Annotated in this window: 11 protein-coding genes and 2 pseudogenes; 3 read left to right on the forward strand and 10 right to left on the reverse strand. The window is 68.9% G+C overall.

The annotated features are described in order from the left end of the window. Window positions 1-366: 366 nt before the first annotated feature. The 5 genes from CI805_RS13435 to ccmA all read right to left on the reverse strand — a co-directional run bounded on the left by CI805_RS13435 (window position 367) and on the right by ccmA (window position 4,210). Window positions 367-870: a hypothetical protein gene (locus CI805_RS13435; RefSeq protein ID WP_260924249.1), complete on the reverse strand. Its 504-nt coding sequence runs from the start codon at window positions 868-870 to the stop codon at window positions 367-369. Window positions 871-885: 15 nt separating this feature from the next. Continuing rightward, complete coding sequence (locus CI805_RS13440) at window positions 886-1,923, reverse strand: cysteine synthase A (RefSeq protein WP_260924251.1); 1,038 nt, start codon at window positions 1,921-1,923, stop codon at window positions 886-888. A gap of 137 nt (window positions 1,924-2,060) precedes the next feature. Then, complete coding sequence (locus CI805_RS13445) at window positions 2,061-2,492, reverse strand: hypothetical protein (protein WP_260924253.1); 432 nt, start codon at window positions 2,490-2,492, stop codon at window positions 2,061-2,063. A gap of 411 nt (window positions 2,493-2,903) precedes the next feature. Continuing rightward, entirely contained in the window at window positions 2,904-3,560 is a 657-nt protein-coding gene (locus tag CI805_RS13450) for a heme exporter protein CcmB (RefSeq protein WP_260924256.1), read from the reverse strand. Then, window positions 3,557-4,210, reverse strand: coding sequence for a heme ABC exporter ATP-binding protein CcmA (gene ccmA / locus CI805_RS13455; RefSeq protein ID WP_260924258.1), 654 nt, complete (start codon window positions 4,208-4,210; stop codon window positions 3,557-3,559). Before ccmA ends, CI805_RS13450 begins: the two co-directional genes overlap by 4 nt. 51 nt (window positions 4,211-4,261) lie before the next feature. On the opposite strand from ccmA, the gene CI805_RS13460 reads away from it, so the two are divergent. Next, window positions 4,262-4,612 (forward strand): 4a-hydroxytetrahydrobiopterin dehydratase, encoded by a 351-nt coding sequence (locus tag CI805_RS13460; RefSeq protein ID WP_260924260.1) that lies wholly within the window; start codon window positions 4,262-4,264, stop codon window positions 4,610-4,612. 14 nt (window positions 4,613-4,626) lie between these two features. Beyond that, window positions 4,627-5,733 carry an acyltransferase family protein gene (locus tag CI805_RS13465; protein WP_260924262.1) on the forward strand — a complete coding sequence of 369 codons (1,107 nt, stop codon included), beginning with the start codon at window positions 4,627-4,629 and terminating at the stop codon, window positions 5,731-5,733. Window positions 5,734-5,928: 195 nt separating this feature from the next. Here the strand turns inward: CI805_RS13465 and CI805_RS13470 are convergent, their stop codons facing one another. Beyond that, entirely contained in the window at window positions 5,929-6,546 is a 618-nt protein-coding gene (locus CI805_RS13470; protein WP_260924264.1) for a DNA-3-methyladenine glycosylase family protein, read from the reverse strand. Between the two features lie 225 nt (window positions 6,547-6,771). On the opposite strand from CI805_RS13470, the gene CI805_RS13475 reads away from it, so the two are divergent. Beyond that, complete coding sequence (locus CI805_RS13475) at window positions 6,772-7,089, forward strand: 2Fe-2S iron-sulfur cluster-binding protein (RefSeq protein ID WP_260924267.1); 318 nt, start codon at window positions 6,772-6,774, stop codon at window positions 7,087-7,089. Between the two features lie 163 nt (window positions 7,090-7,252). On the opposite strand, the gene CI805_RS13480 is transcribed toward CI805_RS13475, so the two are convergent. The 4 genes and pseudogenes from CI805_RS13480 to CI805_RS13495 all read right to left on the reverse strand — a co-directional run bounded on the left by CI805_RS13480 (window position 7,253) and on the right by CI805_RS13495 (window position 14,185). Then, window positions 7,253-8,134 carry a transglutaminase family protein gene (locus CI805_RS13480; protein ID WP_260924269.1) on the reverse strand — a complete coding sequence of 294 codons (882 nt, stop codon included), beginning with the start codon at window positions 8,132-8,134 and terminating at the stop codon, window positions 7,253-7,255. Beyond that, the gene (locus CI805_RS13485; RefSeq protein WP_409934956.1) at window positions 8,134-9,273 is read right to left on the reverse strand and encodes an alpha-E domain-containing protein; all 1,140 of its coding nucleotides are present in this window, start codon (window positions 9,271-9,273) and stop codon (window positions 8,134-8,136) included. The genes CI805_RS13480 and CI805_RS13485 overlap by 1 nt, the downstream gene beginning before the upstream one ends. A 36-nt stretch (window positions 9,274-9,309) precedes the next feature. Then, window positions 9,310-10,391: pseudogene (locus CI805_RS13490) on the reverse strand (circularly permuted type 2 ATP-grasp protein); the annotation flags it as partial. A 357-nt stretch (window positions 10,392-10,748) separates the two neighbouring features. Next, a pseudogene (locus CI805_RS13495) lies at window positions 10,749-14,185 on the reverse strand (DUF2126 domain-containing protein). Between the last annotated feature and the right edge of the window lie 6 nt (window positions 14,186-14,191).

Here is a 14,191-nt window from a genome sequence, read left to right on the forward strand (position 1 = left end):
TCAATTCGCCGGATTTTCGCCACTTTCGCAGGTTCACACGCCTTCAGGCCGTCACAGAGCCCCAGCGCGTAACGCCTTATTTACCGCTGAATCGCTTGAGATTCCACGATTTGCAAGGATCGAGGCGCGAAATCCCGCGCCATCCCCACCCTGCACCGGAAATTCCCCGGACAGGCTGCCGAATCACGACTCCATCATGGAACATATGGGGATCAAAGGAGATTTCGGGCGTATCCTCCCCGGATTTCCCCAAATCGGCCCGAAACGCGCGGGGGCACTCCCGGCGAAGCGGCATCACGCAGGGATGGTCTTGGGAGGGGCTTTGGGAAGCCAATATTGGTCACGGCGCCATTGGCGCCGGACGGGTCAGTTGCCGTGCGGGAAGTTGTCGTAGGGCTGCGCGCTGCGGCTCATCGGCGCGACCTGCCCGGAACCCTGGCTCATCTGCTGCCCGCCGATAGACTGGCCACCCATCTGTTGCCCGCCCATCTGTTGATTACCCATCGATTGGCCCTGCTGCCCCGGCGTGGGCGTGGTGGTGGGCGTCGGCGTGGGGCTGGGATCGGCGGCGGGCACCACGCCGATATCGGCGAGCGGGTCGCTCGGCGATTTCTTCGGCTGGGCATCGGCGGCGACGACCTGCTGGATCGGATCGTCGTCGGTCTTGGTCAGCCGCGCGCGGTCCATGATGATGTTGGCAAGGCCGACGATCATCAGCATCGCGCACAGGCCCAGAAAGCCGATCTGCAGACGGTGGACCGCCTGCGAGCGCAGCTCGCGCGAGGTCGGCGGCACGAAGTGCTGCGCCTTCTTGACCGTGCTCAGTCGCGCGCCGAACGCATTGGGGGGAGTTGGGCCGTCTGCCGCCATCGGCGTGCGTCTACATCACCTTTGCAGCCAAGGGAAGACGGGCAGACCCTTCGCCTTGAGCCATTCGGGGTTATAGAGCGTGGAGAGGTAGCGGAAGCCGGTATCGCACAGGATCGTCGCCACGCGCGCATCGCGCTTGCCGCGCGCCACCAGCTCGCGCCCCAGGGCCACGGCGCCCGCCACGTTGATGCCCGAGGACAGCCCCAGACACAGCCCTTCCTCGGCCATCAGGCGGCGCACCCATTCGAGGCCTTCTTCATCCGCAATGCGATACTGGGTATCGACCGGCGCCCCGTCGAGGTTCGCGGTGATGCGCCCCTGCCCGATGCCCTCAGCCACCGAGGAGCCCTCGGCGCGCAGTTCCCCGCAGGCGAAGTAGTTGTAGAGCGCCGCGCCATGCGGATCGGTGAGCGCCACCGTGATGTTCTCGTCGAAGGCCTTGAGGCCCATGCCGGTGCCCGCCAGCGTGCCGCCGGTCCCTGCCGCGCAGGTGAAGCCGTCGATCCGGCCTTCGAGCTGGCGCCAGATCTCCGGCGCGGTCGATTCGATATGCGCGCGGCGGTTGGCGATATTGTCGAACTGGTCGGCCCAGATCGCGCCGGGCATTTCCTCGGCCATGCGGCGCGAGGTGTGGACGAAGTGCCCCGGATTGGAGAACGGGGCTGCCGGAACCGTCACCAGTTCTGCACCCAGCGCTCGCAGCGTGTCCATCTTCTCGCGCGATTGCGTCTCAGGCATGACGATCACCGTCTTGTAGCCCAGTGCATTGGCGACCAGCGCCAGACCGATCCCGGTATTGCCCGCCGTGCCTTCGACGATGGTGCCGCCCGGCTCCAGCGCGCCGCGCGCTTCGGCATCGCGCACGATCCACAGCGCCGCGCGATCCTTCACCGAGGCGCCGGGGTTGGCGAACTCGCACTTGCCCCAGATCTCGCAGCCCGCCGCATCGCTCGGCCCGCGCAGCAGCACCAGCGGCGTATTGCCGATCAGGTCGAGCGCCGAGCGCTGGACGATGGGGGTCTGGGGCTGTGCAAGGTCGAGGGTTTCGGTCATGGCGTCCGAGGTAGGCAGCGCATGGCGCAGGTGCAACCGAATTGCGCTTTAGGCCGGTAAAGGGGAAATGATGGAGGCCGACGCCGGACCGCCCGGCCCGGCCCGCCCATCTCCCTCACCTGATCGGCGCACTCCACTCAGCGCGCATCGTTATGCTCGGGCAGGATACCGGCCAGCGCCATCGCCGCGCCGAGCCCCGAGAGCGCCTCCAGCATCTCGCCCACGCTGTCTTCCGAGACGAGATAGCCCAGCGTCTCGCGGACCTGCGTGTTGCGGCCCTGCCCCAGCTGCTCGATCAGCGCGACGACCAGCGCCTCGTGCTCGGACACGTGATCGCAGGCCATCTGGCAGAAGCCGAAGGTCTCCAGCGCATCGCGGTTGAACAGCAGCATCATGCGGTGGAACGGCTGGAGCGCGCCGATCATCCGCCAGCGCGCGAAGACCGGGGCCAGCGCCTGTGCCGGGCACTGGCGGCGCCCGATCGTCGTGACCCAGGCCCGCATCGACCAGACAAGGAAGCGGCAGCCGGCATCGAGCGAGCTGAGCGGGCGGTCGACGAACTGGTACATGGCGAGCTTCTCCTCAGGAGCAGGTATCGGGTCGGGCCGCGTTTCGCAGGCGGCCTTCGGGGGCGAGAATCGGGTGAATCGTCCGCTCTCGAACAAGCCTTATCATTTGGGACTTGCATGTGCGAATGATTATCATTAGCTATGTCTACGCGGCTTGACGGCTCCGTCAAGTCCCTCAGGATCGGCGCTTGTCATGGGGCTCCGATCCCCCAGTCCTGTACCTAGGCCGGCGGCCGACCTGTCCCCATCAGAATGGTCGCCGGCTCGTTTTCACAAACAGGACTATCCCCCGCTTTTCCGCCGTTTCTGCACCGGTTATGCCTGCGCTGTACCGGGGTTATGCACAGCCTTGCGCACAGGCAGGCGCCCCCGTCGGCGCTGAGGCACCGCAGACGTTCAACCCCGGAAATATCAGCGATTGGCAGCGCGAATCGCGGCGCCTGCGGCGAATGGCGCCATCGCCAGCAGCATCAGGCTGGCCGCCGCCGTCAGCGCGAATCCCGCGATACCCCCGTTTGCTGCGGACGAGGCAAGGCTCCCCGCGCCGAACACCAGCAGCGGCACGCCCATCGGGATCATCAGCAACCCGCCAAGCGCCGCGCCGCCGCGCAAGCCCGCCGTCACCGCCGCCACGATCACCCCCAGCGCCGCGAGGCCCGGCGTGCCGAGCAGCAGGCCAAGTTCGAGTCGGCCCAGCATCGCCGCGCTCAGGCCCAGCAGCGCGGCGGCAGGCAGCGCCGCCAGCATCAGCAGCGGGCCGAAGCTCAGCCAGTGGGCCGCGACTCGCAAGGCCATCACCATGTCCTCGCCGATCCCGCGAATCGCCCACTGGTCGAACAGCCCCGATTCGAGGTCGGCCGCGACCAGCCGGTCGAGCGGCAGGATCGCCGCCAGCAGCGCCGCGATCCACAGCACCCCGCCGCCGGTCCTTGCCAGCAGTTCCGGCGCCGGGCCGACGGCAAAGGGATAGAGCACCGCCACGGCCAGGAAAAACAGCACCGGCAGCAGCGCACCGCCGCGCAGGAACCGGCGCAGATCGCGCGCGAGAATGGCAGGCGCCGCGCTCATTCCGCGTCCTCTGAAACATGCCCCGGCACATGACGCGCAAGGTCGAGGCGTGCGAGCCCCGGCACGTCGAACGGCTGGTGCGAGGCGATCACCGCGATGCCGCCGCGCGCGCAATGTTCACTCACCAGCGCCTGTGCGAGATCGGCGGAGGCCGTATCCAACCCGTTCAGCGGCTCGTCGAGCAGCCAGATCGCCGCGCGCTGCGCCAGCAACCGCACGAAGGCGGCACGGCGCGTCTGCCCCGTGGAGAGATAGCCCACCGGCACCTCGCGCAGCGCGTCCAGCCCCAGCCTCACCAGCGCCGCCTCGCCGGTTTCGGGATCGGCGCGGTCGACCTTCGCCCAGAACGCCAGCGCGCGCGCCAGCGGCAGTTCGGGATCGAGCGCCGCGCGGCCATCGAGCAGCCCGACGCTGCCGGTCACGTGCAATGTCCCGGCGGCTGGCGTCGCCAACCCTGCCAGCACGCGCAGCAGGCTCGACTTGCCGATGCCGTTGACGCCCGCCAGATGCAGCGCGGCACCCGGTTCAAGCGCCAGCGCGATCCCGCGCAGCAGCACCCGGTCGCCCCGGCGGCAGGCCAGCGCATGGGCCGCTATTCCCGAAGCCGGGCAAGGCGCGGCGCTCGCGGCGGCCGAAGGGGAAACTTGCATGGGGGCAGGCGATAGGCGAAGGAGGACCGCTTGCCAAGGAGAGCGCCCGTCATGGCTGTCCCACCGCTTACGTCCGAACAGATAGAGGCCGCGCTGGCCCGGCTTCCCGGCTGGTCGCTGCGCGAAGACGGCAGGGCGATCACCCGCGATTTCCGCTTCGATACCTTCGTCGAGGCTTTCGCCTTCATGACCCGCGTGGCGCTGGAAGCGGAAAAGGCAGATCACCACCCGGAATGGTCGAACGTCTACAACCGCGTCTCGATCGTGCTGACCACGCACGATGTCGATACCGGCAGCGGGCAGGTAAACGGCGGGCAGGCGAAAGGCGGCCTGAGCACGCGCGACACGGCGCTGGCCGAGACGATTTCGGCCATGGTTCCGCCAGCACCCTCCGCAGCCTAAACCGGACGATGCAAATGGCTGACGAAGACCGCTTCCTGACGCGCCCGCTGTCGGTCGTGCTCGACCTGATCCGCTTCGGCGCGGCCTTCCTCGTCCTGCTCGGCCACGCCGTGCAGCTGCGTCTGTGGGGCGGTGCGTTCCCGCTCGGCGAAACGATGCAGCACAATTGCGTGGTGGTGTTCTTCGTCCTTTCCGGCCTTGTGATCGCGACTTCGGCGCTCGATCCGAACAAGCGCCTTGCCGATTTCGCCATATCCCGCACCGCGCGCATCCTGCCGGTGAGCGTGCCCGCGCTGGCCTTCGCGCTGCTGGCGGCGCTGGTGCTGGCAGGCCCCCATCCCGTGCCGCTCGACAACCGGCCCGGCGACCTGGCCACACTGGCGCGACAGACCGTCTGGCCGCTGCTGTTCCTCAATGCGCGCCCCGGCTTTGCCGAGCCGGTCTGGAACATGCCCTACTGGTCGCTCGCCTACGAGGTCTGGTACTATGCCCTGTTCGCGATGGCGCTTTACCTTCAGGGCGCGCGACGCTGGATCGCGCTGATCGTCGGCGTCGTGCTGGCGGGGCCGATGGTGATCCTGCTGGCGCCCGCATGGCTGGCCGGGGTGGCGCTGTGCCATATCCCGGCGCTGCGCCGCGCGCCCGGCTGGCCTGCCCCTGTGCTTCTGGTCCTGTCAGCCAGTTTCGTGGGGTGGATCATGACCGCCAGAGACGCCACGAAGGCCATGCTGGCGCAGGCTCTTGGCCCGCACCTGTCGTGGTCGGAGTGGGCGCTGGCCGATGCCCCCGTCGCCATCGCCGTGGTGTTCGCCTTCGTCGCGCTGCGGCCGCTCGCGACGCTTTTCGAGACGCCGCTGGCGCGTCTGGAACGACCGGCCCGCGTGCTCTCCGGTTTCTCGTTCACGCTCTACCTGTTCCACTGGCCGCTGCTGGAACTGGCACGCTCATGGGGCATCCGAGAGCTGCGCAGCCCGCTCGCCTTCATGGCCACGCTGGCCGCGATCTGCCTGCTGTGCTGGGCAATCTCGCTGGCGACCGAGCATCAGTCTCCCCGCCTGCGCCGCTGGATACAGGCGCGTGTCCGGCAGCGCGAAAGCCGCGACGTCCCGCTGGCGGTTTAGAGTTTGTTTGGGGAATGCCCCCTTTGGGTATTCCCGACGGCACCGGCCCTCTCCCGTCCCGAAGACCACGAATATGTCCGGGGGACATATTCGCTGAGGGGGCCTACCACCCGCAGGATACTACCGTTGGGTGGTAGGGTGGGGGAGAGGGCCGGTGCCGCGAAATTCGCGTTCCGCGAATTTTCAAACGGACTCCTAAAGCGCCGCGTTGTTGTAGCAGTGCCAGGTGAAGATCGCCGCCGCGCCGCGATGCGGGCGCCATGCCTCGGCCAGAACGCGCGCTTCCTTTTCGCTGGGCCGCGCTTCGAGGCCGAGAATGCGGTGGAGCCCCGCCTGCACGGCAAGGTCTCCCGCAGGCCAGATATCCGCGCGCCCTTCGGCGAACAGCAGATAGACTTCGGCGGACCAGCGTCCGATCCCCTTGATCCGGGTGAGCAGCGCAATCGCCTCCTCGTCGTCCTTTGGCAGGGCCTCCAGATCAAGTTCGCCTGCCTGCACCAGTTCGCACAGCGAGCGGGCATAGCCCTGCTTCTGGCGCGAGAGGCCACAGGCGCGCAGGGCCTCCGCCTCCGCCGCCAGCAGCACCGCAGGCGGAATATCGGCGCCGAGCAGCGTCTCCAGCCGCGCCCAGACCGAGGCTGCCGCCGCCACGCTCACCTGCTGGCCGACGATCGTGCGCAGCAGCGTCGCATAGCCGCGCTCGCGAATGCGCGGCTCGGGATAGCCCGCCAGTTCCAGCGCGCGCGCCATGCCCGCTTCGCGCGCGGCGATGGCATCGAGGCCTTCGCGCAGCTGCTCACTCGTCAGTCCCATAATCCCGGCCCCATAGTGTCTCTTTTTCCGCACCACACCTGCAATCAAAAAGCAGGACGCGTGTCGCCTTGCCAAAGGCCGGAGCGCCGGATAGCAGCCATGGGAGAATACGCCTAGCCATCCCTGAAACAGGCCGGAAGCCTTCGCGCCATGACCGCGAAGCCTGCCTGCCGGGCGATGGCCTGCCGGGCGATGGAAAGCACACAGAGCAGAGGGAAAGCCAGAATGCCGCAGATCACCGTTGTCGACCAGTCGGGCGCAGAATCGCAGATCGAAGCCACGGTCGGCCACACCCTGATGGAAACCATCCGCGACGCCGGGTTCGACGAACTGCTGGCGCTGTGCGGCGGCTGCTGCTCGTGCGCGACCTGCCACGTCTTCGTCGACCCGGCCTTCCTCGACAAGCTGCCCGCCATGAGCGAGGACGAGGACGACCTGCTCGACAGCTCGGACGCGCGCAACGAAACCTCGCGCCTCTCGTGCCAGATCCCCGTCACCGACGCGCTCGACGGCTGCCGCGTGACGATCGCCCCGGAAGACTGAGGTTGTTCCTGCGGATGCCCGGTAGGGCATCCGCGTACGGCACCAGCCCGCGCCCCCACCCGCCACCCGTTCAGGGTACTCTCGTCGGGTGGCGGGTGGGGGCGCGGGCTGGTGCCGTAAATGCAAACGAAACAAGGGCCTGCAAAAGCGGGCCCTTTTTACGTCAGTCCAGCGGCACCACATCGACCGCGACCGTCATCGTCTGCTGCGCCGCGCCCTTGAACGTGCCGTCGATCGGGGCGACATCGGCATAGTCGCGGCCCATGCCCACGAAGATGTGATCGCCGCCCGCCAGCACGTCGTTGGTGGGATCGAAGCCGATCCAGCCCAGATCCTCGCCGCACCACAGCGCGACCCAGGCGTGCATGGCATCGGCGCCGACCAGTCGCGGCTGGCCGGGCGGCGGCAGGGTGCGCAGATAGCCGCTGACGTATGCCGCCGGAATGCCGAAGGCCCGCGCGGCCACGATCATCACCTGGCTGAAATCCTGACAGACACCGGCGCGCGCAGCAAAGGCATCGGCCACCGAGGTATCGGCGAACGTCGCGCCCGGCAGATAGGTGAACTCGCGGTGGATCGCACCCATCAGCGCCTTGCCCGCATCGATCACCGGCAGGTCGGCATCGATCAGCCCTTCGGCCCACAGCGCGATCGCGGCCTCTGCCGGAGCCTGCGGCGAGGCGAAGATGTACGAGGCAGGGCCCAGCGCGGACAAGTCGGGCGAGGCCATCGCCCGTTCGCGCAAGTCGGTCAGCGACGGCCCAGTGCTGACCGCCAGATGCATCGGCAGGCTCTCGCGCTCGACGGTGAAGCGGCTCTCGATCCGCAGGCGGGTGATCGGCTGCTCCAGCGCGAAGCGGGTCTCGAAGACGTGATAGCCGCCCTCCCCCTCGACGATCTGGGCAGGACCGGGATCGAGCCGCAGCGCATGGTCCTCCACCCGCTGCCCCGGCCACGCCGCCGGGCGCAGCCGCAGGTTGAACCTCGCGAAACGCACCGGCGCCGCATAGCCCACCTCGGTCACATGGCTCACTGAAAACCGCATTACATCACCCGCGCGCGCCGATCCGCCTCGTCCCTGTCGAGCGCGAGGAAATAGCGCGTGGAGATCGCATCGGAAAGCTCCGCCAGCCGCGTTTCGATGGCCAGCAGGCGCACCGGGTCCATCGCGGCGGCCTCGGCAGCCTGCAGTTCGCCGTGCAGCTGGCGGGCGAGGCGCAGCGGCACTTCGGGCAGATTGTCGTCGCGCACCACCGGCAGCGCTTCGAGATGGCGCACGATCTCGGCAACCTGAAACACCAGCGCGCGCGGATTGTCGGGATCGAGCAGCACCAGATCGCGCACCGGATTGAGCAGCGGCGCGGCAAGATAGCGGCTGCGATAGACGATCTGGCTGTCGAACAGGTCCAGCAGCATCCCCGGCGCGCCGGACAGGGCCGCATCGGCCTCGATGCGCGTCAGGTGCGCAAAGATGCGGCAGATCGCCTGCGCCCGCTCCATCCGCTGGCCCAGCTCCAGGAAGCGCCAGGCAGGCCCGCGCACCATGTTCTCGGCGATCAGCCCGGCGAGCGCGCTGAACTGCTCGGTCAGATGACGCGCCGCGCCCAGCATCGCCTGCGGCCGCGTGCTGTCGACGCGCGGCATCGGCGCCGTGACCAGCCGCCAGACATCACTGGAGAACCGGTCGCGCAGGCCCCGGCCCACGCCCTGCCGCTGGCGCAGCAGCGCGGGCACGTTGCCACCGGCGGTCCTGCTCGACAGCGCCTGCGCGCAGAGTACCGCCACATCTGCCGCCTCGCGCACCGCGCCGCCGGGCGAGGCCGCGCCCCACCAGCCGAGCAGCTGTGCAAGCCGGGCGACGACGTTGCCGTTGCCGTTCTCCAGCTGCCCGTTCTCGAACAGGCTGTCGCCCTCCATGGTGCTGCCCAGCAGCGTCTTGACGACGCGCACGACGCTCTCGGCGCGTTCGTTGTAGCGCCCGAACCAGAACAGGTTGTCCGCCGCCTGACTGGCTAGCAACCCGCCCCCGCGCGAGATCGGCGGTTCGGCGGCGATCAAGCTGGGCGCCTGCAACGCGGTCGGCTGTTCATCGACCACCCAGACGTCCGCCGACACGTCGCCCGCGCCGATCATCGAGGTCGGCAGGCCAGAGGACGAGGACAATCGCGCGAAACCGCCCGGCATCACGCTCCAGCTGCCGTCGCTCCCGCGCGCCAGAAACGCGCGCACGGTGAACGGGCGCGGTTCGATCCGGCCTTCCACGATGGCAGGCGTGGTCGAAAGGCGCACGATCTCCTGCCCGCAATAGTCCATCGGACGGCGCGCCAGCGCGTCCAGCACGGCCTTGCGCCGCGCGCCCGAAAGCTGCGCCCCGGCGATCGGCGCATCGCTCTCGAACCCGGTAACGGTGCGCCCGAAGGCCGGGATCAGCGCCAGTTCGTCGAACCGCTCGGCCACGGTCGCCGCCTCTGCGCCCTGCCCGCACCACCATGTGGCGACGGTGGGCAGCAGCGGCTCCTCCCGGTCAGCAGACGGCACAGGCGCGGCAGGAAAGCGGCAAAGGCAGGCGTCTCGAACACTTCGGCGCCGGGCCAGTTGATCATCTCGACACCGCCCGCGTCCCAGGCATCGAACAGCCCCGCCACGCCAAGGCGCGAACGGGCATCGAAAGTCAGCGGGTCGAGCGCCTGCGTATCGATCCAGCGCCACAGCGCATCGACGCGCTTGGGGCCTGCGATGGTGCCGACATAGAGCCGGTCCTCCAGCACCGAAAGATCGCGCCCCTCGACCAGCGGAAAGCCCAGATAGCGGGCCAGATGCGCCTGCTCGGCGTAGGTCTGGTTGAAGCGTCCGGGGGTGAGCAGCGCGATGCGCGGCGCCTCGCGGCGGCAGGCGGCGGCCATGCCATCGCGCATGCGGGCGAAGAAATCGGCATGGCGGCACACGGTGCCGTCGGCCAGCAGGCCCTCGCTCGTCCGGGTCATCGCCAGCCGGTTCTCCAGCGCATAGCCGATGCCGGTCGCCAGCCGCACGCGGTCCTGCAACACCCGCCATTGCCCGCGCGGCCCCCGCGCCAGATCGGCGGCATAGACCTGCACGAAATGCCCCTCACGCGGCATCCGGCCCAGCATAGAGCGCGCGAAGAACGGGCTTCCGGCGATCACCGGGGCGGGCAGATGGCCCTCCTCCACCAGCCTGCGCGGGCCATAGACATCGGCGGCGAGGTGCTCGAACAGTTCGGCGCGCTGGATCAGGCCGCGCTCCAGCTGCGCCCACTCCCCCGCGCCGACGATCAGCGGCATCGCGGTGAGCGGCCAGTCGCGCTCGTCCTCGTCGCCCGGCACGCGGAACGACAGGCCCAGTTCGGCGGCATTGCGCGCGGCGATATCCTGAAGCGCCGCCGGATCGCCCTCGCCCAGCCGGACAGGCGCGCCGCCGTGCGCTGCCAGATCCGCGCGATACCGGGCGCGGCATCGCCGAACAGATCGCCGCCCGCCACGTCGACCGGGTAATCGTCGAGCCAGCCTGCGGGCTGCGGTTCCGGGGCAGCGGCTGCGGGACAGCCGATGCAGGCAGGGCCGCAGGCGCGTCCGGCTCGGCTTTCGCGGGGGTATCCTTGGTCACGGCAACAGGCGGTCGCTTCGCCATCTTGGCCTGCCTCAGAAGCCCTGCGTGCCACGCTGCGGACGCCGCAGGTCGAGCGTGTAGGGGAATTCGCCCGGCAGTTCCTCGCCCGGCACCGGCAGCGGCCCCGGCGAGTGGCCGTGATCCTGAAACCGCGCCTTGCGCCGCGCCTCGGCCTCGTAGCCATTCACCGGTACGTCGTCGTAATTGCGCCCGCCCGGATGCGCGACGTGGTAGACGCAGCCACCCAGCGAACGGCGGCTCCACAGATCGTAGATATCGAAAGTCAGCGGCGCGCTGGGCGGCAACATCGGGTGCAGGCACTCGGCGGGCCACCACGCCTTGTAGCGCACGCCGCCGACGCCTTCGCCCGCCTTGCCCCCTCCTCCGAGATGGCCCCCGACCTTGCTCAGCGGCACCCGGCGTCCGTTGCAGGTGATGACATGGCGCCCCTCGACCAGCCCGGTCGCCCTGACCTGCAAGCGCTCTGTCGAGCTGTCGACATAGCGCACGGTGCCGCCGATCGCGCCGGTTTCGCCCAGCACGTTCCACGGCTCCAGCGCGTGGCTGATCTCCAGCGACACCCGCCGCCCTCGACGCTGCCGTGCACCGGGAAGCGGAACATGCGCTGCGCCTCGAACCAGGCCGGGTCGAAATCGTAGCCCGCGCGGCGCAGATCATCCAGCACGCCCAGGAAATCGTCCCACACGAAGGCGCCCAACATGAAGCGATCGTGCAACTGCGTGCCCCAGCGCACCAGCGGGCCGTCCTGCGGCTCGCGCCAGAACCACGCGACAAGCGCGCGGATCAGCAGCTGCGCCGCCGCCGACATCTTTGCCTCAGGCGGCATTTCGAAACCGCGGAACTCCAGCAGGCCGAGCCGCCCGGTGGGGCCGTCCGGACTGAACATCTTGTCGATGCAGATCTCGGTGCGGTGGGTGTTGCCGGTCACGTCCACCAGCAGGTTGCGGAACAGCCGGTCGACCACCCACGGCGCAGGTTGGAGCTGGTCAGGCCCGGCCTCGAACGGATTGGGAACCTGCGCGAGCGCGATCTCCAGCTCGTAAAGCGCATCGTGACGCGCCTCGTCGATGCGCGGGCTCTGGCTGGTCGGGCCGATGAACAGGCCGGAGAACAGGTAGCTGAGCGAAGGGTGCCGCTGCCAGTAGAGCACGAGGCTTTTCAAAAGGTCCGGTCGGCGGATGAACGGGCTGTCGAGCAGGCTCGGCCCGCCCAGCACGATATGGTTGCCACCGCCGGTGCCGATCGAGCGGCCATCGACCATGAACTTGTCGGCGGTAAGGCCCACCTCGCGCGCGCAGTCATAGAGCGTCTCGGTGATCTCCACCGTCTCGCGCCAGCTGGCCGATGGGTGGATGTTCACTTCGATCACGCCGGGATCGGGGGTGACTTTCAGCACCGTCAGGCGCGGATCGGGCGGCGGGGGATAGCCCTCGATCCGCACCGGCAGGCCCATGCGCTCGGCCTCGGCCTCGATCGCGGCGATCAGGTCGAGATAGTCCTCCAGCGCCTCGGTGGGCGGGATGAACACGGCAAGGTAATCGCCGCGCGGCTCGATGGTGAGCGCGGTGCGCACGGCGCCGTCGATGATGTCCTGCTCGACGACGGGTTGCGCGAAGACATGCGGCTCGGCCACCGCCTCGCGCCGCTGCGCCGGGCCGGTGCCTGCTTCGCGCACCTGATGCCCGCGCTGCGCCGCCTGCTGGCGGAAGTCCGGCCCGTGGAAATCCGGCAGATCGCCGCGCGCCTCGGCGGTATCGCGCACATGGATATAGGGATAGTCCGAAGGCCCGACATGCGGCAGCGAGCCCAGCGGCAGGCGATAGCCGAGCGCGGAATCGCCTGGAACCGCCGTCAGCAGCCCCTTGCGCACCCGCCAGAACTCGCTGCGCCAGCGCGGCACGCCCGCCACCTTGTCGTTCCAGCGCTGCACCGGCAGCACGAAGCCGATCGGCGTGTCCATCCCGCGACGATAGGTGCGGCGAAAGCGGCGCGCCAGTTCCTCGTCCTCGATGGCCGGGTCCAGAGGCGTGGTGTTCACCGGCAGCTCGTCCTCGCGCAGCATCCACACGCCCGCGTCCTCGTAGACCGGCTGGACGTACTCCGCCTCGACGCCCAGCCCCTCGGCGGCGGCGCGCAACAGCGCTTCGGCGGAGGCAACATCGATCGAGGGCACCGGATCGGGATCGCCGCCTTTGCCGAGCGGCTTCTCGCCCGCGATCAGGCTGTCATCACGCCAGATCGGCAGCCCGTCCTTGCGCCAGTAGATCGAATAGCCCCAGCGCGGCAGCGTTTCGCCCGGATACCATTTGCCCTGCCCGTGATGGAGCAGCGAGCCGGGCGCGAACTTCTGGCGCAGGCGGCGGATCAGCCGGTCGGCATAGGCCGCCTTGGTGGGACCAACGGCAGCGCTGTTCCATTCGGGCGCCTCGAAATCGGTGGCGGCGATGAAGGTCGGCTCGCCGCCCATCGTCAGGTTCACCTCGCCCGCCGCCAGATCGGCATCGACCCGGTCGCCCAGATCGAGCAGCGCCGTCCAGCGCGCATCGGTGAACGGCTTGGTGATCCGCACCGCCTCGGCAATGCGGCTGACGTTCATCTGGAAGTCGAAATCGACCTCGGCAGGCTCCGCCAGCCCCTCGATCGGCGTGGCCGAGCGATAGTGCGGCGCGGCGCACAGCGGAATGTGCCCCTCCCCTGCGAACATGCCGGACGTCGCATCGAGCGCAATCCAGCCTGCCCCCGGCACATAGGCCTCGGCCCAGGCGTGGAGGTCGGTCACGTCCTCCAGCACGCCGACCGGCCCTTCCTTGGGCGTGACATCGGCCACCAGCTGGATCGAGTAGCCCGAGACGAAGCGCGCGGCGAAACCCAGCCGTCGCAGCAGATTGACCAGCAGCCACGCCGAATCGCGGCACGAGCCGAGCCCTGCCTCCAGCGTCTCTTCGGGCGTCATCACGCCGGGCTCCATGCGGATCACATAGTCGATCCGCTGTTGCAGCTGGCTGTTGATCTCGACGAGGAAGTCGACCGTGCGCCCTTCGTAGCCCGCATAGCTTGCGACCAGCGCCTCGAACAGCGGGCCGCCGGTCTCGGGCTCGAAATAGGCCGCCAGATCGGCCGCCATCGTCTCCGAATAGGCGAAGGGGTACTCTTCCGCGTCCGGCTCAACAAAGAAGTCGAACGGGTTGATGACGGTGAGGTCCGCCAGCAGGTCTACCTCGATCGCGAAATGGTCGATCGGGTCGGGGAAGACCACGCGTGCCAGCCAGTTGCCGTGCGGGTCCTGCTGCCAGTTCAGGAAATGCTCGGGCGGGCTGATCTTGAGCGAGTAGTTGGGCACCGCCGTGCGGCTGTGCGGCGCCGGGCGCAGCCGGATCACCTGAGGGCCGAGGCGTATCCGCTTGGAGTAGCGATACCGGGTGAGATGGTGCAGCGCGGCCTTGATCATCACGCG

It is taken from the genome of Novosphingobium sp. 9 (genome assembly GCF_025340265.1).
Lineage (GTDB): Bacteria > Pseudomonadota > Alphaproteobacteria > Sphingomonadales > Sphingomonadaceae > Novosphingobium.